This is a genomic window from Faecalibacterium sp. 3, assembly GCF_048323735.1.
Taxonomy (GTDB): Bacteria; Bacillota; Clostridia; order Oscillospirales; family Ruminococcaceae; genus Faecalibacterium; species Faecalibacterium wellingii.
On the sequence record NZ_JBLWFN010000001.1, the window covers coordinates 832,211 to 857,042 of the forward strand.

28 protein-coding genes, 1 tRNA gene, 1 pseudogene and 1 CRISPR repeat array are annotated in these 24,832 nt (G+C 55.2%); of the genes and pseudogenes, 19 read left to right on the forward strand and 11 right to left on the reverse strand.

The window, feature by feature from the left end; all coding sequences use genetic code 11:
• Positions 1-226: 226 nt before the first annotated feature.
• The 3 genes from ACNSPV_RS03825 (at position 227) to argF (ending at position 2,255) form a co-directional block, all read left to right on the forward strand.
• Positions 227-706 (forward strand): deoxycytidylate deaminase, encoded by a 480-nt coding sequence (locus tag ACNSPV_RS03825; RefSeq protein WP_249238021.1) that lies wholly within the window; start codon positions 227-229, stop codon positions 704-706.
• A gap of 191 nt (positions 707-897) precedes the next feature.
• Positions 898-1,038 (forward strand): hypothetical protein, encoded by a 141-nt coding sequence (locus ACNSPV_RS03830; protein ID WP_348584562.1) that lies wholly within the window; start codon positions 898-900, stop codon positions 1,036-1,038.
• A gap of 218 nt (positions 1,039-1,256) precedes the next feature.
• Positions 1,257-2,255, forward strand: coding sequence for an ornithine carbamoyltransferase (gene argF / locus ACNSPV_RS03835; RefSeq protein WP_339395493.1), 999 nt, complete (start codon positions 1,257-1,259; stop codon positions 2,253-2,255).
• A gap of 289 nt (positions 2,256-2,544) precedes the next feature.
• On the opposite strand, the gene ACNSPV_RS03840 is transcribed toward argF, so the two are convergent.
• The 5 genes from ACNSPV_RS03840 to ACNSPV_RS03860 all read right to left on the reverse strand — a co-directional run bounded on the left by ACNSPV_RS03840 (position 2,545) and on the right by ACNSPV_RS03860 (position 6,197).
• Positions 2,545-2,679 carry a DUF7695 domain-containing protein gene (locus tag ACNSPV_RS03840; RefSeq protein ID WP_418268294.1) on the reverse strand — a complete coding sequence of 45 codons (135 nt, stop codon included), beginning with the start codon at positions 2,677-2,679 and terminating at the stop codon, positions 2,545-2,547.
• Between the two features lie 441 nt (positions 2,680-3,120).
• Positions 3,121-4,566 (reverse strand): TM1812 family CRISPR-associated protein, encoded by a 1,446-nt coding sequence (locus tag ACNSPV_RS03845; protein WP_348584560.1) that lies wholly within the window; start codon positions 4,564-4,566, stop codon positions 3,121-3,123.
• 1 nt (position 4,567) lies between these two features.
• A complete protein-coding gene (locus ACNSPV_RS03850; protein ID WP_348584559.1) occupies positions 4,568-5,152 on the reverse strand; it encodes a hypothetical protein in 585 nt (194 codons plus the stop codon).
• Entirely contained in the window at positions 5,109-5,582 is a 474-nt protein-coding gene (locus tag ACNSPV_RS03855; RefSeq protein ID WP_348584557.1) for a hypothetical protein, read from the reverse strand. The genes ACNSPV_RS03850 and ACNSPV_RS03855 overlap by 44 nt, the downstream gene beginning before the upstream one ends.
• 6 nt (positions 5,583-5,588) lie before the next feature.
• Complete coding sequence (locus tag ACNSPV_RS03860) at positions 5,589-6,197, reverse strand: TM1812 family CRISPR-associated protein (RefSeq protein WP_348584556.1); 609 nt, start codon at positions 6,195-6,197, stop codon at positions 5,589-5,591.
• 154 nt (positions 6,198-6,351) lie between these two features.
• On the opposite strand from ACNSPV_RS03860, the gene ACNSPV_RS03865 reads away from it, so the two are divergent.
• From ACNSPV_RS03865 to ACNSPV_RS03905, 9 genes and pseudogenes are all read left to right on the forward strand, one after another.
• On the forward strand, positions 6,352-6,546 hold the full coding sequence (locus ACNSPV_RS03865) for a hypothetical protein (protein WP_339395488.1): 195 nt from the start codon (positions 6,352-6,354) through the stop codon (positions 6,544-6,546).
• A 71-nt stretch (positions 6,547-6,617) separates the two neighbouring features.
• The gene (locus ACNSPV_RS03870) at positions 6,618-6,986 is read left to right on the forward strand and encodes a hypothetical protein (protein WP_348584555.1); all 369 of its coding nucleotides are present in this window, start codon (positions 6,618-6,620) and stop codon (positions 6,984-6,986) included.
• A gap of 149 nt (positions 6,987-7,135) precedes the next feature.
• Positions 7,136-7,584: a CRISPR direct-repeat array (repeat unit 27 nt; unit sequence GTACCATCCCCGTAAGGGGGCGAAAAC).
• 238 nt (positions 7,585-7,822) lie between these two features.
• A complete protein-coding gene (cas10, locus tag ACNSPV_RS03875) occupies positions 7,823-10,207 on the forward strand; it encodes a type III-A CRISPR-associated protein Cas10/Csm1 (protein ID WP_348584554.1) in 2,385 nt (794 codons plus the stop codon).
• On the forward strand, positions 10,191-10,727 hold the full coding sequence (gene csm2, locus ACNSPV_RS03880) for a type III-A CRISPR-associated protein Csm2 (protein WP_348584553.1): 537 nt from the start codon (positions 10,191-10,193) through the stop codon (positions 10,725-10,727). The genes cas10 and csm2 overlap by 17 nt, the downstream gene beginning before the upstream one ends.
• A 4-nt stretch (positions 10,728-10,731) precedes the next feature.
• Positions 10,732-11,397: a type III-A CRISPR-associated RAMP protein Csm3 gene (csm3, locus tag ACNSPV_RS03885; RefSeq protein WP_348584552.1), complete on the forward strand. Its 666-nt coding sequence runs from the start codon at positions 10,732-10,734 to the stop codon at positions 11,395-11,397.
• The gene (gene csm4 / locus ACNSPV_RS03890) at positions 11,378-12,343 is read left to right on the forward strand and encodes a type III-A CRISPR-associated RAMP protein Csm4 (RefSeq protein ID WP_348584551.1); all 966 of its coding nucleotides are present in this window, start codon (positions 11,378-11,380) and stop codon (positions 12,341-12,343) included. The genes csm3 and csm4 overlap by 20 nt, the downstream gene beginning before the upstream one ends.
• Positions 12,340-13,428: a type III-A CRISPR-associated RAMP protein Csm5 gene (csm5, locus tag ACNSPV_RS03895; protein ID WP_348584549.1), complete on the forward strand. Its 1,089-nt coding sequence runs from the start codon at positions 12,340-12,342 to the stop codon at positions 13,426-13,428. Before csm4 ends, csm5 begins: the two co-directional genes overlap by 4 nt.
• Positions 13,425-14,180 carry a CRISPR system precrRNA processing endoribonuclease RAMP protein Cas6 gene (gene cas6 / locus ACNSPV_RS03900; protein WP_348584548.1) on the forward strand — a complete coding sequence of 252 codons (756 nt, stop codon included), beginning with the start codon at positions 13,425-13,427 and terminating at the stop codon, positions 14,178-14,180. The genes csm5 and cas6 overlap by 4 nt, the downstream gene beginning before the upstream one ends.
• A gap of 55 nt (positions 14,181-14,235) precedes the next feature.
• A pseudogene (locus ACNSPV_RS03905) lies at positions 14,236-14,595 on the forward strand (NgoFVII family restriction endonuclease); the annotation flags it as partial.
• Positions 14,596-15,659: 1,064 nt separating this feature from the next.
• Here the strand turns inward: ACNSPV_RS03905 and ACNSPV_RS03910 are convergent.
• The 3 genes from ACNSPV_RS03910 to ACNSPV_RS03920 form a co-directional block, all read right to left on the reverse strand.
• Positions 15,660-17,141, reverse strand: a complete 1,482-nt coding sequence (locus ACNSPV_RS03910; RefSeq protein ID WP_348584547.1) for a recombinase family protein — start codon at positions 17,139-17,141, stop codon at positions 15,660-15,662.
• Positions 17,142-17,426: 285 nt separating this feature from the next.
• The gene (locus ACNSPV_RS03915) at positions 17,427-17,846 is read right to left on the reverse strand and encodes a nuclear transport factor 2 family protein (RefSeq protein WP_003864537.1); all 420 of its coding nucleotides are present in this window, start codon (positions 17,844-17,846) and stop codon (positions 17,427-17,429) included.
• Positions 17,847-18,283: 437 nt separating this feature from the next.
• Positions 18,284-18,360, reverse strand: a tRNA-Val gene (locus ACNSPV_RS03920).
• A gap of 179 nt (positions 18,361-18,539) precedes the next feature.
• Between ACNSPV_RS03920 and ACNSPV_RS03925 the strand changes: the two genes are divergently transcribed.
• Complete coding sequence (locus tag ACNSPV_RS03925) at positions 18,540-18,707, forward strand: FeoB-associated Cys-rich membrane protein (RefSeq protein WP_339395479.1); 168 nt, start codon at positions 18,540-18,542, stop codon at positions 18,705-18,707.
• Positions 18,708-18,841: 134 nt separating this feature from the next.
• Here ACNSPV_RS03925 and ACNSPV_RS03930 read toward each other — a convergent pair whose 3' ends face one another.
• Together ACNSPV_RS03930 and ACNSPV_RS03935 are read right to left on the reverse strand one after the other, a co-directional pair.
• Positions 18,842-19,153 (reverse strand): hypothetical protein, encoded by a 312-nt coding sequence (locus ACNSPV_RS03930; RefSeq protein WP_249238002.1) that lies wholly within the window; start codon positions 19,151-19,153, stop codon positions 18,842-18,844.
• Positions 19,131-19,412, reverse strand: coding sequence for a helix-turn-helix domain-containing protein (locus ACNSPV_RS03935; protein WP_249238001.1), 282 nt, complete (start codon positions 19,410-19,412; stop codon positions 19,131-19,133). Before ACNSPV_RS03935 ends, ACNSPV_RS03930 begins: the two co-directional genes overlap by 23 nt.
• Before the next feature lie 194 nt (positions 19,413-19,606).
• Here ACNSPV_RS03935 and ACNSPV_RS03940 point away from each other — a divergent pair, with 194 nt between their 5' ends.
• Genes ACNSPV_RS03940 through ACNSPV_RS03965 form a run of 6 tightly spaced genes read left to right on the forward strand, consistent with a single transcriptional unit; the run spans position 19,607 to position 23,621 of the window.
• Entirely contained in the window at positions 19,607-20,224 is a 618-nt protein-coding gene (locus ACNSPV_RS03940; RefSeq protein WP_249238000.1) for a LexA family protein, read from the forward strand.
• Positions 20,225-20,272: 48 nt separating this feature from the next.
• A complete protein-coding gene (locus tag ACNSPV_RS03945; protein WP_348584545.1) occupies positions 20,273-20,491 on the forward strand; it encodes an aspartate dehydrogenase in 219 nt (72 codons plus the stop codon).
• Between the two features lie 12 nt (positions 20,492-20,503).
• Complete coding sequence (tsaA, locus tag ACNSPV_RS03950; RefSeq protein WP_348584544.1) at positions 20,504-21,202, forward strand: tRNA (N6-threonylcarbamoyladenosine(37)-N6)-methyltransferase TrmO; 699 nt, start codon at positions 20,504-20,506, stop codon at positions 21,200-21,202.
• 12 nt (positions 21,203-21,214) lie between these two features.
• Positions 21,215-22,105: a LysR family transcriptional regulator gene (locus tag ACNSPV_RS03955; protein ID WP_339395475.1), complete on the forward strand. Its 891-nt coding sequence runs from the start codon at positions 21,215-21,217 to the stop codon at positions 22,103-22,105.
• 12 nt (positions 22,106-22,117) lie between these two features.
• Complete coding sequence (locus ACNSPV_RS03960; RefSeq protein WP_348584542.1) at positions 22,118-22,906, forward strand: Cof-type HAD-IIB family hydrolase; 789 nt, start codon at positions 22,118-22,120, stop codon at positions 22,904-22,906.
• A 16-nt stretch (positions 22,907-22,922) separates the two neighbouring features.
• Positions 22,923-23,621, forward strand: coding sequence for a uracil-DNA glycosylase family protein (locus tag ACNSPV_RS03965; protein ID WP_348584541.1), 699 nt, complete (start codon positions 22,923-22,925; stop codon positions 23,619-23,621).
• A gap of 80 nt (positions 23,622-23,701) precedes the next feature.
• On the opposite strand, the gene ACNSPV_RS03970 is transcribed toward ACNSPV_RS03965, so the two are convergent.
• Positions 23,702-24,817 carry an ABC transporter ATP-binding protein gene (locus ACNSPV_RS03970; protein ID WP_120020388.1) on the reverse strand — a complete coding sequence of 372 codons (1,116 nt, stop codon included), beginning with the start codon at positions 24,815-24,817 and terminating at the stop codon, positions 23,702-23,704.
• Positions 24,818-24,832: the final 15 nt, after the last annotated feature.

Genomic DNA, 24,832 nt, shown 5'->3' on the forward strand with positions numbered 1-24,832 from the left:
CTTGGCGGAGCAGTGTACATTACTTTCGAGATCACATGGACGATTTCCAACGGCAAAAAGAAATGACCGCTCATGCCCTCAGAAAGCAAGCGGTCATTCTTTACGACTGATTCGCCGGATGAGGAGCTGACCATTGCAGTCAGCACCTTTTCTATTCGTAGTATAGTGTATTTTACCGGGTTTGTCAAGCGGCGGGCCCGCTGCCGGAACAGGAGGTTTTTCCGCGATGAAACGTACCGATTACATCAACTGGGATGAATATTTCATGGGCATTGCGCTGCTCACCGCCATGCGTTCCAAGGACCCCAACAGTCAGGTGGGCGCATGCATCGTCAGCCCGGAAAACAAGATTCTGTCTCTGGGCTACAACGGTATGCCCATCGGCTGCAGCGACGACGAGATGCCGTGGGAGCGGGAGGGCGACCCGCTGGACACCAAGTATATGTATGTCTGCCATGCAGAGCTGAACGCCATCCTCAACAGCGCCCACAACAACCTGAAGGGGGCACGGGTGTACGTGACCCTGTTCCCCTGCAACGAGTGCACCAAGGCCATCATCCAGTCCGGCATTGCCGAGGTGGTGTACTACGGCGATAAATACCACGACAGCGATTCCAGCGTGGCGGCGCGGTTCATGTTCAAAAAGGCCGGTGTGAAGCTGACTGCCTATACCCCCACCGGACGCCGGGCCGAGCTGGAGCTGTAAAAAACGGTTGTGCTGCCGCGAAAGATGTGCTAAACTGTTGATAAGGCGCTGATTGCAAAATTGGTGGTCATGCTTTCCTGTCCCGTATCACGAGCTTTTCTATTCTTACTTAGAACAAGCAGAGGTTCCGGGAGGAAACTTTTTGGGAAGTACCCTGCCCGGAGCCTTGAAGGCGAAGGGAGGGATGTCGGATGACGTTGTCTGAGACCATGCTGCTGCTGACCCTTCTGATTGCAGCGGCTGCACTGATCCTCGATGTAGCGAAAGCTGCATTCGATATCGCGTGGAAGATTTCACACGACCGAAAAGACGATGATAACAAAAAAGATTGACCGCCTCAGTGTTCCAAGCCTGACGGTCAATCTCTTTTGACTCACGGGACGGAAAGCTGACCTTTGCGGTCAGCGCCCCTTCTGTTTGTAGTATACTCGCAGCATCGTGGTTTGTCAAGATGGCCGTGTCCTCTTGACCGGCTGCGGAGAACGTATTATAATAGTATTGCACTTCGCATAAACATACATCAAACTTTGCATAGAGAGGGAAATATACAATGAGTCTGAAGAACCGCAGCTTTTTGAAGCTATTGGACTACACCCCTGCCGAGATGGAGGAACTGCTGGACCTTGCCGCCGACCTGAAGGCAAAAAAGAAGGCCGGTATCCGCCACAATGACCAGCTTGCGGGCAAAAACATTGCCCTGATCTTTGAAAAGACCTCCACCCGCACCCGCTGCAGCTTTGAGGTGGCCGCACACGATCTGGGCATGGAAGTGACCTACCTTGATCCCTCCGGCAGCCAGATCGGCAAAAAGGAGTCCATTGCCGACACCGCCCGGGTGCTGGGCCGCATGTTTGACGGCATCGAGTACCGGGGCTACGGCCAGCAGATCGTGGAAGATCTGGCCCGCTATGCGGGGGTCCCGGTGTGGAACGGCCTGACCAACGAGTTCCATCCCACCCAGATCCTGGCCGACTTCCTCACCATCCGGGAGCATTTTGGTCACCTGAAGGGCATCCACTTCGTTTACTTTGGCGATGCCCGCTACAACATGGGCAACAGCCTGATGGTGGGCTGCGCCAAGATGGGCCTGCATTTCACCGCCTGCGCACCCAAAAAGTACCAGCCGGACCCGGCCCTTGTGGCACAGTGTCAGGCCATTGCCGCTCAGACCGGCGCCACCCTCACTTTTGAGGAAGACCCTGCTAAAGCCGCCAAGGGTGCCGATGTGCTGTACACCGATGTGTGGGTGTCCATGGGCGAGCCGGTGGAGGTCTGGGCCGAGCGGATCAACGACCTGTCTGCGTACCAGATCAATCAGCAGCTGATGGACATTGCAGGCCCCCACGCCGTGTTCATGCACTGCCTGCCCGCCTTCCACGACCACAAGACCACCGTAGGCAAGGAGATGGGCGAGCGCTTTGGCCGCGACGCCATGGAAGTGACCGACGAAGTGTTTGAAGGCCCCCAGAGCATCGTGTTCGACGAGGCCGAGAACCGGATGCACACCATCAAGGCCGTCATGGCAGCGACCTTGGGATACGAGAAATGATGGATTCCGCTTGTGCGGAATATGATGTGCTGTGCAACCAGAAACAGGCTGTTGGAACAGGAATCCAGCAGCCTGTTTTTGTATAATCTGTGCCAGACCGTCTATCCCTCGCCGCAGATCTGTATGCAAAAAATGCAAAGTAATTGACCACCTGTTCTTATTGCTTTCACTGTTTTACTTCTTTACAGCATCATCTTTGCAAAAAGCTCTTGGCCTTTAATATAGAGGTCAAGAGCTTTTTTGCTTGCCGCTGAACTTCTGCTTTCAAAGATCGTGTTCAGCTTAATTTTCAATCATCTACACTTTGCGTTTCAGATAATTCTTCCCAGTCTTCCGGGTTTCCACACCTACGGAGATACTCATGCCCGCCATCGACTGCACACGATGCTTTCCTCCCGGAAATAGTGGAACATCCGCTTATCACCAAAGGGAATCGGCTGATGGCTTATCATTTCTACTCCATCCGCGCTTCTCCTGTGGATGGTTCTTTTCTTTTGAATCAATGTGTGATACAGTAAAGTTATCTTCCGTAAGGGGACGGAAACAGCCTGCCCATGATTGCTACAACGTTGAGCATCTCATTGCAATTTATCCCCGCGAGGGGACGAAAATGTCATATAAACCCCCGCTTTCGTTGCTTTCGTATCGCCATCCCCGTAAGGGGGCGAAAACTGCACAATCCGCACACCAACGCCTTCTATGTACAATTGCGGCTTATCCCCGTAAGGGGACGAAAGCTTGATGTCGCACTCGTCTGCGTAACTCTCGATTTATTGCAATTTATCCCCGCAAGGGGACAAAAAAGCACCTCTGCCACTGGCGTTTGCCAGCAGCGGAGGTGCTTTGCTTTTTCTTATATTCTATTTTACAGGTTGGGAGCTGCGCCTGCCGGGATCGTCTTTGTAACAGGCAGCGCCTTGACGCCCTGCGGGACGTTCCGCTTCAAGGGGCGGATCTCATGCAGGTAGTCGGCGATCTCTTGCAGGGTCTCTTCAATGCTCTCGGTATCCAGCGGCAGAATGCGATCGCTCAACAGGCCCAAGTCACTGCCGCTGGCGTGATTGATCTGGTTGCGGTACTTCACCACGCGCTGGTAGAGCAGGGCGGCCTGCTCCAGCTGCGGACGGATGGCAGGGTCGATGGCCAGTTGGTCAGAGGCAAGCACCATATCCAGATAATCGTGCATTTCTGCGGCATTTGCTACGCCAAGCAGCATATTGCCGCCCGCATCATCTTTACTTTTGGTCAGGCGCAAATCGGTTGTGCAAATTTCTTTCAATTTTCCATTCTGCAGCAATGCCAACCAGCAGAAATGGAAATGGAACAGCGGGTACACCCACGGCTTGCCCTCGTTCTGCTTCTGATCTGCCAGATAGTCCCAGCCTCTTGCAGTGGGCTGCACAAAGAGATGCTGGCAGACATATTCCGGCATCTGCTCGCACAGCAGGGTCAGCGCCTGCTGGTACATCCCGTGCTTGGCGCACCAGCTCACCAGTGCAGGCAGCACCTTTTCGCCGGAGGTAAGCAGCTCTGCAAACTCGGTGCTGAAACGGTCTTTCAGCAGCCGGAAGAACAGGTCGGTCAGGTTCTGGCTCTTCTTGGGCGTTTCTTTCAGCGCCTGAGCGATCTGGTTCAAATCGTCGTTCAGCTTCTGCACCCGGCACAGCGCCAGGTCATCTGAGAACTGGTTGATGCGGGTCAGCAGCGTGTGCAGCACCGGGTCTTTTTCGCCCTCGCTCCACAGATAGCTCTTCAGCTTTTGCGCGGTGCCGGTGGAGAAGAACTCGTCCATGGCGGTAACAAAGTCGAACAGATCATACAGCTGGGTGCGGTCGTGCGCGACAGGCTCTTCCCCGCGCAGCTCTGCATAAATCACCCGGCGGGTCTGCACACCGCGCAGGTCCCGCATACAGCGGGCAGCGGTCACCAGCAGCATGGCAGTGTCCCGCATACCGCCGGAAAGGTCGATGGAAAGGGTGTCCTCTTTTTCGATCTTGTCCAGCAGCTGCGAGATGGCCTGAAACTGCTTTTTCTCGTCATCCATGCTGTCCGGCACTTCGATCACCACCAGCCGCTCTGCCGGGATGCCCACCCTGCGCAACGCATCGCGGAAATATTCCAGCGTGGTGCAGGTGCTGCCGTCCGGCATTTCCACCATAGCTTTTTTGCGCACCGTCTCGCTGCACAGTGCCAGAATGCAGTCCGGGGTCTCCTTTTCCTTTATCAGATACCGCACCGCGCCCTCGTTGGTCTGGGTCTTGTAGTTCGGGTTTTTCGGGCTCATATATAAAAGTAAAACATCGCGTCCCATCTTATCCATCCTCCTGTTCCGTTTTCATCTGCACCAGTTTTTGCTGCCATGTTTTGCGCCGCTGCGATACAGCCGCCTTGCTCACGCCGAGAAACTCTGCCACGGTCTTATCCTGCGCCGGGTTGCGCTCCGGGTCCAGCAGGGCGTGGAGCGCGGCACATTCCAGCGCTTCGGGCGCATAGGGCGGCTGAACGGTAAATTCCACATACCGGTGCAGCAGCAGGATATCCCACAGGCAGTTGTCCTGTTCCAGCGGACGCAGATCATCGCAGTTTGCCAGCCGCGCGGGTGCATCCTCTGCCGGGTCCAGCGCGTCATTGTTGCGCAGAAAGCCCATCAGCACGCTGCTCCACAACGGGCCAGCTGTCTTGCCGTATTTTTCCTTCTGCTGCAGGTTCATCAGCCCTATGCCGCGGTGCAGCCATGCCAGCATTTCACTGCTCTGCTCCACCTTTTCTTCCACGCTTTTTTCTTGGGAAACCACCCGGTCGCCCAGCGCCGAATCCTCTCCGCCAGTGTCGTCCAGACTGAGCACCGACTGCTTATTGCGCAGTGCTTCCCGCAGGGTCTTTACACCCACCCCCAACAATATCGGCGATCACCTGTTCTTTTTCCGGGTCACGGCAGAGCACACTCTCTGTAATTCCGTTCTTTTCCATGTACTCCAGCGCTTTTTTGATTTTGCGGTTCGTCTCGCGTCCGAAACCCGTCACAGCCATTTCTTCCTGCTGCTGGTCGTGTGCCTGTGCATGACGGACGGCGGCGCGCAGATACATACTGAAGGTCTGCCCCGGCTTTGCTTCCCAAAAATCAAACGCATCCAGAAACGCCTTGCAGAAATCCACGCTGTTCCATGCATCCTCTCCCCTTCCGGGAGCCTGTGCGGTCAGAAAGCATTCCGCCCAGAACGTGCGGAACCGTTCATCATTGGCATCGTGCAGCTTTTTGCGCTGTTCCGGCGGCAGCTGCAGCAGCGGCGAAGCATCAATGTCCGCCCATGTTTTCACATCATTCATCGCTGCTCAGTCCTCCCGGTTCTCGTTCATCCAGATCAGCTGATGGAACACTTGTTCGGCGGTCCTGCTGTCGCGCATGGTGCCTACCAGCCCGGAAAGCTGATACAGTGCCGCCATATCGTAAAGCCGCGCGCTGAGCACCCGCCCGTTTTCCCGCTTGACCTCACCATAATACACACCGCCTACTTCCAGCTCCGTATGGGTAGCTTCGGCGCAGGTCAATGCCGTCAGCGTGACCACCGGGATGCTCTTGGATCCGTAAGTGATGCAGGCATACACCCGGGTGACCTGCGGCAGGGCATCCACCAGATCCCGGCACAGGCCGATCAGTGTTTCCGGGCACTGATCCTCCGGCAGGTCGATCTGCCGCACCTGATGTTCCGCAATTCCCAGCTGCGCCAGCTCTTCCAGCAGGCGCTGATAGTTGCGGGCGGTATCGGCATTTTCCTGTCGGATGGCCAGCAGCTGCACCGTGTCCCCGGGTTCAAGGGTATCCCGCATCACCTGCACGATGGGAAAACAGGTAGCCACTGGCGGGGTTACATGGTCCCGCTGGTACAGCATGGGGTCCAGCTTTCCCTGCAAAGGCACGGTGGTGATATAAGTCTTCAGCACAGGGCAACACTCCTTTTTATAAGATCCATTATCTGCATCATACCATAAAAAGACCGCTGCTACAATGGCTTAAAAAATTTATGCAGATTTATTTTTTTACGCCTTAACTGCGCCCCTGCCATGGGCTTCTGGTAGGTGAAAGGAGGTGAAAAACATGTTTGAGCTGATCTCTACTCTGGGCTGCGCCGCAGCCGGTGCCGTCGCAGGCGCCGTGAAGGGCGCCACCATGGGCATCGCCGTGGGCGGCCCTGTCGGTGCCATTGCCGGCACCATCCCGCTGGCCATCGTTGGCGGCGTTACCGGCGCTCTGGCCGGCAACAACATCGGCCACCGCATCGACAAGCGGTGAGCCCCGCGCCAGCGCTCCCGTCCGTTTTGTGCGGACGGGAGTCTTTTATAAAGAACCGGGAGGTACACGCTATGTTCATCAACTTTTCCAACCACCCCTACGCCCTGTGGAGCGCCGAGCAGCAGGCGGCGGCGCAGCGCTACGGCAAGGTGGTCGATCTTGCGTTTCCCGCCATCGACCCCGCCGCCGACGAGGCCGCACTGGACTCCCTTGCCGCGGTATACGCCGACCACATCCTGCACCTTGACCCGGACGCTGTGCTCTGTCAGGGCGAGTGCACCTTTGTGTACCGGGTAGTCCAGCGTCTGGAAGCCGCGGGCATCCCCACGCTGGCCGCCTGCTCCCGCCGCAAGAGTCAGGAGACCACCTACCCGGACGGCAGCACCCTGAAGCGCAGCATCTTCGCCTTTGCAGGCTTCCGCCGCTATGGCTCGCCCTGAAAGAGGGTTTTCTTTCTATCCTCCACGGCACAATTATGATTCAGGATTTATCGTTGTCCTTTTCGCGCGGATTTACTTTATTCCAATAAAGTGAACAGTTTTCAGGCATTCAGCTCTTCCATTTTACGATATTCTGTGATATATTTAGTGTACCATCCCCGTAAGGGGGCGAAAACAGGCTGTGGAACATGTTATAAACGAACATCATAGTACCATCCCCGTAAGGGGGCGAAAACTATTTAACGATGTACGAATCCCACAGCATAGTAGTACCATCCCCGTAAGGGGGCGAAAACATCATGCCTTTGACAAGTTTGCCATCGTTGAGCAGTACCATCCCCGTAAGGGGGCGAAAACCTGATTGTAGTCATGATGGTTCCCCCTTATTCTGTACCATCCCCGTAAGGGGGCGAAAACATATGGGCACCACGAATCTGAATGGACTTAGGGGTACCATCCCCGTAAGGGGGCGAAAACCTTCTCCTTTCTTATCGAACACTGTAACGAGCCTGTACCATCCCCGTAAGGGGGCGAAAACCGGACCATTCCCGCGTGCCGTGTTCAGGATCAGGTACCATCCCCGTAAGGGGACAAAAAACTCCGCATCAAAAGATGCGGAGTTTTTTCTTTTGCAAACCTTAACTTCTTGTTTTCCGTGGGCTGTTCCTCTATGAACGGAACGATTGCAGCTGCTGTGATATTTTCTCTGCTGCGGCTTTTACATAGCGACAAAATGTGCTATAATAAAGCCAATTCCAAGCATCTCTTACAAAATCAACAAATACATTTTCCGTTTATTGTGCAATTCTTCCACAATCCGTAAAGGAGATGGTATTTTGAACGTCCTCACCCTGCAGTCCACCTATGGCGGGCTGCTGCACGACACCGGCAAAGCGGTGTACCGTGCCGGTGGGCAGCGCGGCAGCCACAGTGAACAGGGCTACCAATTTTTGCACGGCGTTTTGTCCGGCGCAGACTGGGCCCCGGCGCTGGACTGTGTGCGCTACCACCACGCCGCCGCGCTGCGCGGTGCAGCAAAGGCTCTGCCGGCCGATTCCCCGGCCTATATCGTTTATTTGGCAGATGATCTTTCTGCCGCCGCAGACCGCCGGGAGGTCGAAGGCGAAAGCAGTTCCTTCCGGCGGGATCTTCCGCTGGACTCGGTGTTCACCCACCTGAACGGTTCCCACCCCGGCTGGATGATGCCTGCGCAGCCGCAGGACGGCAGCCTGAAGCTGCCACGGCAGCAGCAGCCGCTTTCCGCTTCCGTCTATGCAGATGCTGTACGCAAGCTGAGCGAGTGCCTGCCGGATCTGCAGCCGCAGCCGGAGTGGATCAACTCGCTGCTGGGTCTGCTGGAAACGCAGTTCAGCTGTTTTCCGTCCAGCACCTTTACCGGCGAAAGCCCGGATGTTTCCCTGTTTGACCACGCCAAGACCACCGCAGCCATTGCGGCGTGCATCAGCGAATATGTGCAGGCAAACAACATCACCGACCTGCGCAAGGCACTTTTTGAGCAGGAGAAGGATTTTTGCCAGAAGGACGCTTTTCTGCTCTATACCGCTGATTTTTCCCGCATCCAGAAGTTTCTTTATACCGTCCATACCGAAAACGCCCTGCGCTCCCTGCGCAGCCGGTCGTTCTTTCTGGAGCTGCTCATGGAGCACTATCTGGACGAGCTTCTGGCCGGGTGCGGCGTGTCCCGCGCCAACTTGATCTACAGCGGCGGCGGGCACTGCTATGTGCTGCTGCCCAACACTGCCGCTGTGGCCGATACCCTGACCCGGTGGAACCGGCAGTTCAACCGCTGGCTGCAGCAGCAGTTCGGCACCCAGCTGTTTCTGGCCAACGCATGGACACCCTGCTCCGGCAACGACCTGACCAATACCCCGGCTGAAAAAAGCCCCTACAAAGAGCTGTTCCGCCGGGTGAACCGGCTGCTGGAACAGCACAAATTCCACCGCTATACCGCAGAGGATCTGCGGCAGCTGAACAGTACCGCCGCTTACCCGGATGGCCGGGAATGCAAGGTGTGCGGCACCAGTGCCAACCTGAAGGATGATCTCTGCCCTTGGTGCAAACTGTTCGTAGATCTTTCCATTAAGATCCAGAACAAGCGCGTTCTGGTAGTAAGCCGTCAGCCCTCGGCTGCCGATGACTGCACCCTGCCTGCACTGGATGGCGGCAGCGAATATCTGTCCCTGACGGATCCGCTCTCTGCCCGCAAACGGCTGGCTTCCGGCGAGCCGGTCGTGCGTGTATATACCAAAAATGCACCGTTCACCGGCCTTACTTACAGCACCAACCTGTATGTTGGCGATTACGCCGCCAGCAACAGCATGGAAGAACTGGCAGAGCAGTCCGAGGGTGTGCGCCGCATTGCGGTCTGCCGTATGGATGTGGACAACCTCGGCCATGCCTTCATCTCCGGTTTTGAACAGGAAAACGAGAAAGACCCGGTCAAACGGATGCACTATGTTACCCTGTCCCGCACCTCGGCGTTCTCCCGGCAGATGTCACTGTTTTTCAAGTGCTACATCAACGGCATTCTAGAGGGCTTGCATGTAAGCATCGTCTACGCCGGCGGCGACGATGTATTCCTTGTGGGCGCATGGAACGATGTTCTGGAAGCAGCACAGCGCATCCAGCGTAATTTCACCGCATTTTCCTGCGGTGCACTGACTCTCAGCGCGGGCATTGGCATCTTTGATGACCATTACCCCATCCGGCTTTCCGCCGAGGAAACTGCCGCGCTGGAAGAAGCCGCCAAGCATCTGCCCGGCAAGAATGCTGTGGCGCTGTTTACGCCGGAGCGCAAAGCAGTCCGGGATGCAAAGGGCAATCTGCTGGTGCAGCCGGAGCAGGGACATATCTATGCGTGGGACACCTTCCGCGCAAAGGTCCTGACCGAAAAGGTCGGCTGCCTGCAAAGCTTCTTCGGCAGGGATAACGCCGAGCATGGAAACGCCATGCTCTACAATCTTCTGGCACTGCTGCGGGAAGCAGAAAACGACCGCATCAACCTTGCACGGTACGCTTACCTGCTGGCGCGGCTTTCCCCCAAAAAGAATGCACCAGATTATAAACTTTACGAGCAATTCTCTCGCAGCATGATGGATTGGGCATTGGATGCCGTACAGCGTCACCAGCTCATCACCGCAATTTATATTTATGTCTATCAGAACAGAAAGGGTGGCGACACAGATGGCAGGATGGAATGATAATGGCCGGGGCGGCTATGGCGGCGGTGGCTATAACAACAGCCGGAGCGGATATAGCAACAGCTACAACGGAAACCGCAGCAGTTCCGGCAGCTATAACAGCCGTAGCAGCTATGGGCAGCAGAAAGAGCTGCCGCCGGAGATCACGCCGAAAAAGGTGCCGGAAGATTATGTAGACGAAGCCGAGCGTATTATGCGCAGCCTCATGAGCGGCGGCAAGACCGTGACCACCAGCAAAATTCGCAACCTGTTGAGCCTCGTGACGGATATCTTTAATACGGAAAACATCCGCACCGAGGAAAAGCTGCGGCCAGAAAGCATCGTGAAGCTCAACCTGATGCGGGTCCGGGTGGCTTATGAGTGCGGGCGTGATGACACCGTAAAAAGCTTTGTGGCACAGACGAACCTGCTGGAATACCTCAAGGGCATTTCCACCGACCGTGCGGACCTGATCCGCTTTGCACACTACATGGAAGCGCTGGTCGCTTTCCACCGCTACTTCGGCGGCAAGGAGGGGTAATCATATGTATGGAAAAATTCTGATCCGGTGCGATCTGGAAGTGCGCACCGGTATGCACATCGGCGGTTCCTCTGCCTTTTCTGCCATTGGTGCTGTGGACAGCCCGGTGGTGCGTGACCCCTATACCGGTTATCCCATCGTACCCGGCAGCAGTCTGAAAGGCAAACTGCGTACCCTGCTGGCCCGCAGCACCTGTCAGGATATCGAACACATGCCTGCTTTCGACAAGGACGACGAGCGCATTCTGCGCCTGTTCGGTTCCTCGGAGCCGGTGCGCCGTTCCCGCCTGCAGTTTGCGGATGCCTTTTTGTCCAATGCAAAAGAGCTTTCCAATGTGGGTGTGACCGAGGTCAAGACCGAAAACGCAATTTCCCGTGCCAACTCTGTGGCCAATCCCCGCCAGATCGAACGTGTGATCGCCGGTGCAAAGTTCGGTGTCAGCATCGTTTACGATGTAACCGACCCGGCACAGGTCGAGGAAGATCTTTCTCTTCTGGCCAAAGGCATGAAGCTGCTGCAGATGGATTATCTGGGCGGCCATGGTTCCCGCGGCAGCGGCCGTGTCAGCCTGAAAAACTTTGCGCTGGAAGGCTATGGCGCGCAGGCGGATCTCAGCCGCCTGAAATCCCTCTTTGATGAGGTGGATAGTTATGAACTATTTTCTGTTTAAGCTGCAGTTTGACACAGCTGTTCATTTTGGAGGGGCCGACTCTGCATTGTCGCTTTATACCTCCGAAGAAACCCTGCGGGCAGATACCCTGTTTTCTGCCCTCTGCCATGAGACCCTCGTCCAGCACGGAGAAGAAGCTCTGGAACAGCTTTGTGCGCAGGTCCGGCAGGGAAAATTCCTGCTCAGCGATACAATGCCCTGGTATGGCGAAACATTTTACCTGCCAAAGCCCATTGCCGCGTCAGAATCCACCGAGGAGGTAGAAACCACCCTTCGTAAAAAGGTAAAAAAGCTAGCATGGATCCCTGTGTTGGAATTTGACCGCTACGCCAGAAGCCTGCATGAAGGTCATTTTACCCCTGACGAGCAACCGGAAAGTTTTGGCACCCACTATGAGCAGACCAAGGCAGCCGTTCCCATGCAGGGGGATACCATGCCGTATCAGGTTGGACTGTTCCGTTTTGCGCCGGACTGCGGACTGTATTTCATCTGCGGATTTACCGAAGATGGTCAGGATGAAGATCTGGAGTATTTGCTGGATTGGCTGGGCGCTACCGGCATCGGCGGCAAAGTCAGCTCTGGTTACGGAAAGTTCCATGTAGTGCAAAAGCTTTGTCTAAATACACCCTCTGACGCGCAGACCAAATGGCTGCGCCGTGCACTTTCTGCCAACCGCGCACCCTATCTGCTGCTGACCACCAGCCTGCCGCAGACAGATGAACTGGATCATGCATTAGAGGGCGCCTCCTTCCAGCTGGTGCGCCGCAGCGGCTTTATGGCATCCGATCGTGTGGAAACTCCACTGAAGAAAAAAACGCAGTATGCCCTTTCGGCAGGGTCTGTCCTGCAAAATCGTTATCAGGGTGCTTTGTATGATGTTGGTTTGTCGGATGTGCATCCGGTATACCGCTATTCCAAGCCAATCTTTATGGGGGTGACATTATGATTCAGCAGGATCATCTGCAGATCTTTGACCTTACTCTGAATGTATGGGCACCTCTGTTTGTTGGCAACGGCAGCAGCTATACCAAAAAAGAGTACATGTACAACACCCGTAATGGCAAAGTCTCCTTTCTGGACGAGCAAAAATTTTTCAGTTTTCTGGTCGAGCACGATCTGGTGGACAAGTACGGACAGTTTATGCTTAGCGAGCAGTCCAATCTCTGGGCATTTCTGACCAAAGACTGCGGCATTTCCGATGCAGAACTGAAAACGCTGACGCGCTATCAGATCGAGGTGGGAGATGCGCTGGATGCTGAGCACTCGTTGAAAGAGATCCATGCTTTCCAGCGTGATGCGCAGGGCCATGCCTACATTCCCGGCAGCAGCATCAAGGGTGCGCTGCGTACTGCATGGCTGCTGAGTGCGGTATTGGCTGACCGCAGCACCGGACACAGCCTTGCACCAAACCGCCGGGCCGCCTTTCCGGAAGAGAAATATGTCAACCAGCTGCATCTGCGCACGCTGAAAGATGGAAGCACCGCTCCGGACGCTGTCAACAGCATTTTCCGTGGCATTCAGGTTTCCGACAGCCTCTCAATCCCGGACAACTGCATGATGCTGGCCGGAAAAACAGACTCCGCCACAGATGGCGGAACCCACAGCATCAACCTCTGCCGAGAATGCGCCGCACCGGGCACAGCCATCCGGTTCAAGCTGACCCTGGATCAGTCTGTGCTGAAGGGCCGCATTACAAAAGACTCTCTGCTGGAAGCCATCCAACAGTTCGATGCATCCTATCAGCAGACCTACGCTCGGCATTTTACCCTGCCGCGCGGTGCCGTTAACCTGCCGCAGCAGCCACACCTGATCCTGGGCGGCGGCTCCGGGTTCTTTGCCAAGTCGCTGGCATATCCCTATCTGGGCGAAAAAGAAGGTTTGCGCTGGACAGCAGAGCAAATGGCGCAGATGTTCCGTAAACATAAGCATGAGCGTGATGCCGAAAAAGGTATTTCCCCGCACACCATGAAATATGCTCGCTTTCGTGGTCGGCTTTATCCCTATGGATATTGCGGGGTGAGTATCTTATGATCCAGCAGATTCAACTGGTTTTATCTCCGCCCAATGATGTGCGGATTCCCCAGTCGTGGTCCTATCGTCTGTATGGCTGGCTGATGTCACAGATTTCTTCTGAATTTGGAGAGCAGATGCATCTGCAAGGGGAACACCCCATTGCGCATTTTCTATGTTTTTCGCCGGAAAAACAGTCTTTGATCTGGACGGTCAACCTGCTGAATGACACTGCTCGACAGGTAGTTTTTCCCGTTTTGGAATCTGCAAAGGAAATCCCTCTGCATGAATTGACACTCCCGGTTTCAGAGGTCCGCACCTTTCCGGCAATCTCCGCTGAAGAGCTGATCCGTTCTGGGCGTTCCCACAGCGAAACCCGTGCCAAAATTGCTTTTCTGTCGCCTTGCGCCTTCAAGCAGTCCGGCCGCTATACTATTTTCCCGCAGGAAACTCTGCTTTTGCAAAGTCTGATTGCGCATTGGAACGCTGCCTTTCCAGAATATGCCCTTATCGATTCTGATGCACTGCAGGCTTTACAGCAAGGGCTTCATATTGTGGATTATAATCTCCATACCACACGTTATCTGCTGAAAGAAACGCGCATTCCAGCCTTTCAAGGCAATGTGACCATCGAGGCACGCCTTGCGCCGCCGCTTCTGGAACTTTGGAACGCGTTGCTCTCTTTTGCATCCCATGGCGGAGTTGGCATCAAAACCACTCTTGGAATGGGAGGCGCTGCTACGGATTTTTATAAAAAAACACCCGTTGTATAAGCCTCAATGCTAAAAAGAGACTGTTGCACTGCATCAGTCTCTTTTTATTGTAGCATCATACTATCATCTCGACCCCCGTGCAATTTACAGCAAAAAGGTCTGCTTCAGCAGGCTGTGCGTCCGCGCAGGGTCGGCATCCGATTTTGCAGAGCCTTTGGAAGAACCTATGCCCAAAGCCCTTGCACGCTTTGCAGTCGTGGATTCCCGCAGGTGGATCCGTTTTTTGCCGGGGCTTCTGCCGAAATTGGACAACACCAATTTTGCAGCCCTGCCGCCGGTAGAGCAGCAGATGCTGCAAATGTTCTATGTGACCCTTTGGGGTAAGGCCGCAGAAAGCTGGGAGAATGAAGAAGTTCTCGATAACCTGTATTCCACCTTTGGACACAAGCTGTCCGATGGGAATATAAGAATACTCTTTGCTGGTGAACAGCTCACACTTGGAACAAAGCGTCTTTTTCAGGTCTTTCGTTAGAGTGTAGCGAATTGCATTTACACCCATTGCCTGCGCAACTTGATAGGCGTACAGTTCCGAGTACGGTTCAAATCCCAGATTACTGAACCCTGACGTGCCACCTTTATAAAGATAGATTTTTCCGTTTTGTCTGCGCCAGCATTTTGGCAGCATCCCGTTGGTCGAGAACTCCGGGCAGGACGCAAGCGAAGTTCGTATGCTGCTGCCATATCCTGTAAAGGCGATTGCTGCCAGCACCTGACTGAATCGGTTATCGTAAAGATTTACTTTTTCAAAGGTGTCACCGGAGCCCTCTGCATCTACCCAAAAGCAATCATTGAATGAAAGACCTTTATTGGCTGCAATAATTCCAAGCGGTCGATTCAAAGAAAGCCCCACCTTAGAGAGCAGAGCATCTACATACGCTCGGTTCTTCGGAATTGTGCGATGCCGCAGCCAGCGTTCCACGCCATCTTCTGATACAGTCAGGTTCAAAGGTAGAAAGGAACGGTTTTCTTCGTAGACCTTTATAAAATGGAGGCCAGTATCTGCACTGTCCATGTTTGCTTCAAAGGTAAGCAGTGGCAAATCAAAATGCCGGATGGTGTAGCGCACAGCGATTTCTCCTTTCATCCATGATCTTTTCCTTTATTGTACGGCATCAGAATCCGAATGGAAAGCGCCCCTGTTATTCTGCACAAAATTCAAGGATAAAATTTTATACCAAAAAATCCGCAAAAATCAGGTTTACGGAGCCATTTTGCCGATCCTCCCCGAATTTTGCTACAGATCTGCTACAAACGACTGAAAAGGGGGCTTAAAGATTTCAAACCATTCTCTGACCAGCTGGACTTTTGAGCATCATCCCCGGTAGACATTCCTGACCGTTGGAACCCGCGCACTAGCAAACACCCCACTGGGGTGTTTGCTGCCCCGCCTGCGGCGCGGCCGTGCTGTTCGAGTCCCTAATTCTCTATACACCAACATAAGTCCGCGTATAACACAAAAAGAAAAGCCACTAACTTTTGTTAGTGGCTTTTGCATGGTGGAGCATTGTCCACAGCACTCGAACCCAACACCTCTTCACGGGAGATGGTTTTGGAATCGTCCGTGAAGTTGAAATTGAGCACGACCCGGTCGTCAAAAACGTAGACCGAGTTGACAAAGGTATCAATGATCTGCCGCTGGTGTTCCATGTCCCTCATGTCACCCTTGCGGAATTTTTCAAACCAGAACCGCATCCATTCGCGGGTCAGGACTGGCTTTTTCAGCTCTTCTTCCAGAATGCTGGTGTTCAGGGCTTCCTTCCGGGCTTCCAGTTCGTCCAACCGCTGCTTGGTGGTCGGGGTCAGGATGCCCTGTTCAATGGCTTCCAGAAGGTTTGCCAGCCGCTTCTCTGTGTCCCTGAGCTGGTCTTTCAGGACAGGCAGCCGGGTGTTCTCCTTCTGCTGGGCTTCCATGACCAAATCTATCAGCTGTTCGATGATTTCATCGCTGAAAATCACCTTAATGGCAGTGTCCACCACGAACCGCTCCAGAGGCTCCTTACGGATGGCTTTCAGGTCGCAGTGCGCCTTGCCGTGGCGTTTGGCGTTGCCGCACTTGTAGTAATAGTAGGTGTTTCCCATGTGGCTGGTGCCGCTTTCGCCACCCATCAGGGTGCCGCACTTGCCACAGAACAGCTTGGTGGTCAGCAGATAGCTCACATCCTCTTTTGCAGGCCGACCATGGGCGATCCTGTTTTGCTCGAAACGCTGCTGCACCCGGTCGAACAAGTCCTGATCAACAATAGCCGGAATGCCGCCCGGCGTCACAATGTCCTTGTAGCGGTATTCGCCGATGTAGCGGCGGTTGCGGAAGATCTGGAAGAAGCTGTTCTTTACGAACGGCTTCCCGGTGCGGGTACGCAGGCCGCGCTCGTTCAGGGATGCGGCAATCTTCTCAGCCGGTTCGCCGTCGGCGTACCGGCTGAAGATCTCCTGCACAATAGGAGCCGTTTCCGGGTCGATATGGTACAGCCTGTCCTCCTTGCCGATGGTGAAGCCCAGCGGCACCACACCGCCGTTGTACTTGCACTGGAGGGCATTTTCGCGCTCACCGCGCGCCACTTTCAGGGCGAGTTCGGCGGAATAGTATTCCGCCATGCCAATCAGCATACTCTCCACCATAATGCCTTCAGGCCCCTGCGAGATGGGTTCCATGACAGACACCAGATGGACACCGTTCTTTTCCAGCTGGTACTTGTAGTTCACGGCATCGAATCGGTTCCGGGCAAAGCGGTCCAGCTTCCAGACCAGAACTACGTCGAAGATTTTCTTTGCGCTGTCCTTAATCATCCGCTGGAAGTCCGGGCGGTCATCCGTCTTGGCAGAGTAGGCACGGTCGATGTAGGTGCCGACCACGGTGATACCGTTCTTCTCGGCGTAGTCCTTGCAGTCGCGCAGCTGTCCTTCAATGGACGCTTCTCTCTGGCTGTCAGATGAATAGCGGGCGTAGATCACGGCGGTCATGGTTGCACCTCCTTGGCGTGTATTCGACTTGCCTTTATATTATCGGGTCAAGCGCAGCTTGTCAACAATCTGCGAGCAGATTGAAATGTGCAAATTGCGAAACGCAGTGAAAAAGCTGAGAGCAAGAATCGTCCCGTGGCCACAAATTTTCAATTCTTGAAAATTTCTTGTCCATCCGGGACTTCACTTCTTCAACTCATGTGAGTTTCCGAAGTGCTCTTGTTGGGGCGTGCCTGCCCCAAACCCTGCTGGAACGAGTACGGCAAACTGGAATTTATAGTCCTCTCAAAACCAATTTGCTTTTTCTTCTCGAAATACGGGAATATCACTATCTCGATATGGATTGTAATTATGAAGATTGCAACCAAACTCTTTTAATGATTTTATTTTGTTATCCTGTGTCCATACAATTAAAGATATTCCGTCAAATTCTTCAACATTTCCATTATTCATTTTGCTTTTAAAATACCACTCCACGATTGTTTGATTGCCTTGATGAAAAAATTGCTTAATCTCCCAGACAAGAACACTTCCGCGTGTATTCCATTCGTCAAACCAGTGCTTTACCGTTTTGCGGTTTTCATATTTAGGACTCCAACTCTCAGTATATACAACATCATCTGTAAAAATATTGTCAATTCCTAAATCTGCTTTCTTAATCCACATATCAAACCATAATCGGATAATTTTTTCTCTCTCGTTCATAAAGTACCTCCATAACTTCCGATTTACTGGGCTAAGCCGAGTATACCACACTCCACCATGAAAGAACAGCCCGATATAGTGAAATTTTGCCATTTTTCTGCGTACGTGCGTACACAATCCGCAGGGATTCTAAGGGGCTTGACCCCTTAGCACACGGACTTTGGAACAAAGTCTAGTGTGTTACACCTTGCCAGAGGTGTACAGGCTCCCGGTACGCACGTACGCAGCAATTGCCATCAATGCGCCATATAGATGGCGATCAAGTTCGCACAAAGCGAACTTGATTCCTCAAAGCAAAAGGCAGGATACCACCGTCATAGTGATACCCTGCCTTTGCTCGTTTAACGCTCTGTGTAGTCCTTCCGCAGAATTTCCGATAAACAAAAAACGTACCCGAACCCTTTCTCATAGAGAATTGGGTTCGAGTACGAACTGTTTGGTGGAGAATTAGGGACTCGAACCCCAGACCCCCTGCGTGTGATGCAGGTGCTCTAACCAGCTGAGCTAATCCTCCATATTTTGTTTCGTGCGTTCCGAACTGGAACGTGATTATTATAGCACGGCCTTTGCCAAAATGCAAGCCCTAATTTTAAAAAAATCACACTTTTTCTTTTTACTTTCCGTTGCCCTTCGGGGCAAAATCGTGTATACTGAATGCGGAAACCTTTCCTTCCGGAAAAGAGGTACAGAAAAATGTTGACACTTCGTGGAATCATCACGCTGATCGTTCTGGTCATCCTGTTTGCACTGGCCGTTGTATGGATCTCCAAGCAGGGCGGCTGGAAGGGCGAAGGCTGCGGCGGCAACTGTGCATCCTGTCACAGCCGCTGCGAAAACCCGGACCCCAGCAAAAAGCACTGAAATCCATTTCGCAAGCAGGGCGCGTCAAGGCAAAAAGCCGTTCCGGCGGTGTGCCATGCTTATGGAACCGGTATCTCAACTTAAAATGCCCTCGGATGCTGCCTGCTGGCATGCTCCGGGGGCATTCGTATTCTTCAGCTGTCTGTTTCACGGTAGAACACGCCGCGCTCGGCCGCGTACACCGCCACGGTGCTCAGCAGGTCCTGCTGGGCTTTTTTATAGGTCGTACGCCCGATGTGCAGCCGGTCCATGACATCGTCCTCTGTGCGGTGCTGGACATAGCGCAGCTCAAACAGGTCGGCGCGCAGCGGGTCGTGCTGGCGGTAATAGGTCAGGCTCTCTTCGATCGCAGCGCACCAGCTGTGTTCCACCGGATTGCGCGCCCTCTGCCGCATCCCGTACCGATACAGCGCCAGCCGGGTTTTATTTCTCTGCTCGTTTGTCACACTCTCCCCTCCTTTTTTCATCCGCACGGCGCGCCAGCGCCTCGCGGCGGTTCTGCTCTTCAAAAAAGCAAAGGTCCCGCTCGTACATGCTCAGGCCCAGCACTGCGCTGAGCCGTTCCGCTTCGTTCAGCTTGAACTGCGTGTGGCCCTGCAGTTTTTGTCCCAGCGCGTTGGGGCTGATCTGCATTGCCCGTGCCACATACTGCAGCTTGTAGCCGCTGGCACGAATGTACTCCCGGATCATCTCTGTATTTGCCATGTTCCTCTCTCCTTTTTGTATTTGCATCGGCGTGTAACAATCTTTGGTTGTAGTATATTCCTGTATTGATTTATTGTCAACACATTTTTCCAAATCCACCGAAAAAAGTTGATTTTAATGCAATTATCTGGTATACTGAGGGCAGCAGACCTTCACTTCAACAAACAACCATACGTTTATAAGAGAGGTTTTCCATGTCTGAATTATCCACCCGCCTGCGCCTGCGCCGCAAAGAGCTGGGCCTTTCGCAGGAGGAGCTTGCCCAGCGCATGGGCTACCGTTCCAAATCCTCCATCACAAAGCTGGAAAAGGGCGTCAACGACCTGCCACAGGCCAAGCTCGAGGAGCTTGCTGCCGCGCTGGAGACCACTCCCGCCTACCTGCTGGGGCTGGATGCGCCCTGTCCGCCGCCGGGCTTTGAGCCGCTGCCTGCCATGGTGCGGGTCCCGCTGATCGGGTCCATCGCCTGCGGCACGCCCATCACCGCAGAACAGAACGTTGAACGCTATATCGGCGTACCCGCCGCGTGGCGGGCCGACTTTGCCCTGACCTGCCACGGCAACAGCATGTCTCCCACCATCTGTGATGGGGATATCGTATGCATCCGCTGCCAGCCGGAGGTGGAGCAGGGCCAGATCGCAGCGGTGCGCATCGGCAGCGAGGCCACCCTCAAGCACTTCCATCGTCAGGGGAGCACCGTGATGCTCATTGCCGACAACGCTGCCGTCTGCCCGCCGATGGTCTACACCGGCCCGCAGCTGGAAGAACTGCACATCGAGGGCCGGGCCGTCGGCCTGTGCCGGGGGCTGTGAGCCGCCTGCAGTCGTTCAGGCACGTTTCATAAAAGAAGGAGGCTTCTCATGTTTTTCTCCCGCAAAAAGCCTGCCCATTCTTACGACCCCGCCACCCAGCAGCCTGCACTGCGGTGCAGCATCTGCACCGGGGAGCAGGTGGCCGGTTTCATCTCCCCGGATGGCCATTTTGAGGACGTTCAGCTCATCCGCACGTCTCAGGAACTGGACGCATTCCGGACACGGTACGGCATCCCGCCGGAATGCCCCCTGAAAAAGATCTATTAAAAGGAGTTCGCCATGCCAACTGCACCCAAAGAAATGACCCTGAAGGTCATTGCACATATCCACACGGCCTTTCCCACCAAGTTCGGCATCCCACGCCAGAGCGGCCTTGTAGAGGAGCTGCGCGGCGAGGTGGTGTTCACACCGGAATACCGCAGCGCCGACGCGGTGCGCGGGCTGGAAGATTTCAGCCACATCTGGCTGGTGTGGCAGTTTTCCGGTGCAGTGCGGGACAGCTGGTCTCCCACCGTGCGCCCGCCCCGTCTGGGCGGCAACACCCGCATGGGCGTGTTCGCCACCCGGTCGCCCTTCCGGCCCAACCCGCTGGGCCTTTCCAGTGTACGGCTGGAAGCCATTGAGCACCGGCCGGACGTGGGCCCGGTGCTCATCGTACGCGGGGCCGACCTGATGGACGGCACCCCCATCTACGACATCAAGCCCTATATCCCCTATGCCGACTGCCACCCGGACGCCGCCGAGGGCTTCACGGGCCAGACCCAGTCCCACCATCTGCAGGTAGCGTTCCCGCCGGAGCTGCTGGCACAGGTGCCGCAGGCTGACCGTGCCGCCCTGACCGGTGTGCTGGCAAACGACCCGCGCCCCTCCTACCAGCACGATCCCCAGCGGGTGTACGGCATGGAGTTCGGCCCGCTGGAAGTCCACTTCACCGTGGACGGGGAGCTTCTGACCGTGACCGGCGTCTGCCGCCGCTGAGGGGGCCTGTCTATGGAACTGCGGAACATCAACACCTTTTTGCACATTGCAGAGCTGCACAGCTTTTCCCGCACGGCCCGGCATCTGGGCTATTCCCAGTCTGCGGTGTCCTCCCAGATCGCCCAGCTGGAGGCCGAGCTGGGGGCCCCGCTGTTCGACCGGGTGGGCAAGACGGTGCGGCTCACCGATGCAGGCCAGACCTTTCTGGGCTACGCCCGCACCCTGCTTGCCACGGCCCAGCAGGCACAGGCCGCGCTGCAGCCCGCAAAGCAGATCAGCGGCAGCCTGCGCATCGCACTGGCGGATTCAGTCTGCTCCACCTTTCTGCCCGGGCTGCTCAAGCGCTACCATGCCCTGTGCCCGCAGGTGGAGCTGGTGCTGTGCACCACCACGGCAGACGGGATGCTGCAGATGCTGGGCACCAATCAGGTCGATCTGGCCTACACGCTGGATCAGCCCCTTTTGCAGCCGAACCTCGTTCTTGCCGCCGACGTGCCGGAACCGGTGTGCTTCATCGCACCCTCCGGCCATCCGCTGGCCGGGCAGGCAGAGGTCTCGCTGGAAGAGCTGACGCAGCAGGAGTTTCTGCTCACCGAGCGGGGCATGAGCTACCGGGACGCGCTGGACCAGTGCCTTGCGGCCCGCGGACTTGCCGTGCACCCGTATCTGGAGCTGGGCAGCGCCGCCCTGCTGTGCCAGATGGTGGAGCAGGGCATGGGGCTTTCCTTTTTGCCGGAGTACATCGTGCGTCCGGCGCTGGCCGCAGGGCACCTTGCCCGGCTGAGCGTGCCGGACTGTGCCGTGGAGATGCACCGCCAGCTGTTCTACCACCGGGACAAATGGCTCACACCTCAGATGAAGGCTTTTATCGAATTGGTGCGCCAGCCCGCCGCCCCCACCTGAAAGGAGTGCTTTATGCACAAGCCAAAGATCCTCTTTTTTGACATTGACGGCACCCTCATCGACATGCAGAAAAAGTGCATCACACCGCTTATGCTCTCCACCCTGCACAAATTGCAGGCAAACGGCATCCGGCTGGCCATTGCCACCGGGCGTTCGCCCATGACGGTGCCGCTGGAAGAGTTCCCCGGTGTGCAGTTCGATGTGTTTATTACCTTCAACGGCTCCTACTGTTATGATAAAGACCGGGTGCTGTTTGCCAGCCCCATCCCCACAGAGGACATCCGCACCCTGCGCCGGAATGCCGCCGCGCTAGGCCGGCCCATGTGCCTTGCCACCGAGAGCCGCCTTGCCGCAAATGGCACGGATGCAGACCTTGCCGATTACTGCGCCATTGCAAAGATCCCCGTGCCCATTGCAGAGGATTTTGACGCACTGGCCGCAGGCAAGGTGTACCAGATCATGATCGGCGGGCGCGCCGAGGAATATGGCCGCCTGATGCAGGATGTGCACGGTGCCAAGATCGCCGCATGGTGGGACCGCGCCATGGACATTATCCCCACCGCAGGCGGCAAGGGCACCGGCATCGCCCATGTACTGGCGGCTTACGGCATCGACAAAGCCGACGCCATGGCCTTTGGCGACGGCAACAACGATCTGGAAATGTTTGGCGCCGTGGGTACCGGCGTGGCCATGGCCAACGGCTCGGACGCATTGAAAGCCTCAGCCACAGACATCTGCGGTGCCTGCGCGGAGGACGGCATCTATCATTATTGTGTAGAGCATGGGCTGATTGAAGCATGAACAAGCGAGGTGTGCTATGACAGAGGAAGAAAAGCGGGAACAGCTCCGACAGCTGGCAGGCAAAGTTTCGGCCTGCCATTTGTGTAAAACGATTTATTCTTCTCCCGGCTATCGGAAGGGCGACCATTTGTGTCATGCGCCATCGGCCGATCCATCCGTTATCAATCACTGGAACACTTGGGTGAGAAATTACAATCCCGATATTCTGATCGTCGGGCAGGATTTTGGCAGACTTGACAGCCCGATCACGAACTTCGATTCACCAACAGACCGCCGGATCAAAAAATTTCTGGGGCCTTATCTGAACCGTTGTTTTTTCACGAATGCCGCCTGCTGCTACCGTCAGCGCAATAATTCCGGCCCTGTCAACGAAAGTTGGCTCACCCTTTGCGTCAGCCAGTTCTTCCGGGATGAGCTTGAAATTCTTGATCCCAAAATCATCATTGTTTTAGGGGAAGCTGCTTTTCGTTCACTGGCCTGCTGCCGGAACAGTCTGCTGGCCTTGCCGCAGGATCCCATGCCTGACACTTCGTTCCGCAGCCTTGTAGACAATACCGCTCTCGTCGAACTGCGGCTTTTGGATCGATCCGAGCAGGTAGAAAAAACTTATCCTGTTTATCCGGTCTACCACCCCAGCACCACTCGCAACCGGGATGATGATCTACAGAACCATGATTGGCAGCGCATTCTGTCTCGATTGAACAAACCCACCTAAACGAAAAACCGCCGAAGGTTTCTTTCCTTCGGCGGTTTCTCTTATGATAGGAGGATCAAAAATGATCGTCGCTAAAATGTTTAGTTCAGGATGGTCAGCTCGGTCTCGACGTCGAACAGGTGGACCTTGTGGGGATCGAATGCAACGCGGACGGTGTCTCCGTTGCGAGCCTTGGAGGTGGGAGCCACACGAGCGGTCATCTTGTTGCCCTTGTACTCCAGATACAGGTAGATCTCAGCGCCCATCATTTCGGAGACGTCCACCTGAGCATCCAGCTGGCAGTCAGTGTGCTTTGCCATAAACTCGGGCTCGTCGTCGATATCCTCGGGACGGATGCCCATCTTGATCTTCTTGCCGACGTAAGCATCCAGCTTGCCGTCTGCGGTCTTCTCCTTGGGCAGGGGGATCACGTCGCCGCCCAGGTCAACACCGTACAGGTCGCCCTTCTTGATCAGGGTGCCGTCCAGGAAGTTCATCTGGGGGCTGCCGATGAAGCCAGCAACGAACATGTTGCAGGGCATATCGTACAGGTTCTGCGGGGTATCGACCTGCTGGATGATGCCGTCCTTCATAACAACGATACGGTCGCCCATGGTCATAGCCTCGGTCTGGTCGTGGGTAACGTAGATGAAGGTGGTAGCCAGCTTCTTGTGCAGCTTGATGATCTCGGTACGCATGGAGGTACGCAGCTTAGCATCCAGGTTGGACAGGGGCTCGTCCAGCAGGAAGACTGCCGGGTTACGAACCATTGCACGGCCCAGAGCAACACGCTGACGCTGACCACCGGACAGAGCCTTGGGCTTGCGGTCCAGCAGATGCTCGATCTCCAGGATCTTGGCAGCCTCGTGCACGCGCTTGTCGATCTCGTCCTTCGGGGTCTTGCGCAGCTCCAGACCGAAAGCGATGTTCTTGTAAACGGTCATGTGGGGATACAGAGCGTAGCTCTGGAACACCATGGCGATATCACGATCCTTCGGGGGAACGTCGTTGATCAGACGGCCGCCGATGTACATTTCGCCCTTGGAGATTTCCTCCAGACCGGCGATCATACGCAGGGTGGTGGACTTGCCGCAGCCAGAGGGGCCGACGAAGATGATGAACTCCTTATCCTGGATCTCCAGGTTGAAGTCGGTAACGGACGGGGCAGTTGCGCCCGGGTAGATCTTATAGATGTGCTGGCAGCTGATGGAAGCCATAAGCGTTATCCTCCG